The organism is Alicyclobacillus acidiphilus NBRC 100859, from assembly GCF_001544355.1.
GTDB lineage: Bacteria > Bacillota > Bacilli > Alicyclobacillales > Alicyclobacillaceae > Alicyclobacillus > Alicyclobacillus acidiphilus.
Window position 1 is genome coordinate 1 of record NZ_BCQI01000137.1, and the last position, 1,489, is coordinate 1,489.

General features: G+C 50.0%; 2 protein-coding genes. Both read right to left on the bottom strand.

The genetic code is table 11. The features are described from left to right. Nucleotides 1–470 (bottom strand): transposase (locus AAC01S_RS18400; RefSeq protein ID WP_174520863.1); only part of this gene is annotated, 470 nt, incomplete at its 3' end. Nucleotides 471–721: 251 nt separating this feature from the next. Continuing rightward, nucleotides 722–1,489, bottom strand: a 768-nt coding sequence (gene tnpC / locus AAC01S_RS18405; protein ID WP_067625959.1) for an IS66 family transposase, incomplete at its 5' end; no start/stop codon positions are given.

The following is a 1,489-nucleotide window of genomic DNA, read 5'->3' on the forward strand; positions in this document are numbered from 1 at the left end:
GTTGCGGTGCCTATGCACAAATCCGCAGCGTTTCTCTGTATTTTTGACTTGCGGAAAACAGGGGATACGTCCACACCGTATAAGTGCTCCAGATGGGCTTGAATGTCGCGAGTGCTCATACCGCGGGCGTAGAGTGCGATAACTTGGTCCTCGATGCCAACGGTATTCGTTTGATGTTTTTTGATGATGAGCGGATCAAACTCGCCCTTGCGGTCGCGGGGAACTGAAATGTTTACCTCACCATACTCAGACGTGATGGATTTGTGACTATGACCATTACGGCTATTGTCCGTCGTCTTATCCTTGACAGCGTGCTTCGCGTAGCCCAGGTGCGCCTCCAACTCAGCTTCGAGCATTTCTTGTATGGTACTGGCAAAAACCTCTTTAAGCGCAGCCTGGATATTCTCGGGTGACTTGAAGTCATTCTCCTTGATAAACTGACGTAACTGTTCTCTCGATAACAAACTCATGTGTACATCCGCCCAAACTTGTACTCCCATTTTACTGGGGTTGGGAGTTTACACAAAATATTTTACACCCTCGGCCAGTACGAAAGTACGCTACGCATCATGACGAAGCTAAAATCAGATGGGCAATCCCTGTTCTTGTTGCCGCTTGGTGAACGTCAAAGCGCGCACACGTATGGCTAGCTCATCGCTAGGAAGTAGAATCTGAAACATCCCCACCAGCGAGTGATGGGGATGTTTCAGATCCATAAAGGTTATTTCCGTTTCGGGTGACGTGTTCGTTCAGGCAAGGCTTTAGACCACGGCATAAGCGACGCCATTGCATCAGCATCACTGGTGTCCATGTTCGGCAACTGTTCGAATAGGTATTGAAGATAGGCAAAGGGGTTTAGCCCGTTCTCCTTGGCTGTCTCAACAATGCTGTAGGTGACCGCGCTGGCTGTTGCTCCCCGCGGTGTGTTACTAAACAACCACGCGCGACGGCCTAGTACGAAGGGCTTCATTGATCGTTCGGCACGGTTATTGTCGATCTCCAAGTTGCCATCTTCCAAAAACGTAACAAGCTTGGTCCACTGATTCAAACAGTATCCAATCGCTTTGCCCACGAGACTTTTCGGGAGCACTTCGTCCTTTTTTACATCAAGCCATGCTGAAAAAGCATCCAAGACTGGGCGGCTTAGCTTGAACCGCTGTTCATAGCGTTCCTCGGATGGTATCTCTTTGAATTTGCGTTCCATTTTGAACAGCTGGTTGCAATAATCTAGCCCTTCCCTTGCCGTCGTCGCAGTCTTTCGTTTGTCTGCGGGAAGTGACTTCAGGGCTTCGTCAAATTCCCTTCGCGCGTGGCTCCAACAGGCAGAGAGTTTCACGTTGGGCACATCGTTGTAACCCTGATAACCATCCACATGAAGGTATCCCGTAAAGCCCTTCAAAAACGCGATTGGGTGTTCCTTCCCACGGGTGCGCTGGTAGTCATACAGTACGATGGGCGGGCCGTCCCGACCACTACGATATAGCCACAT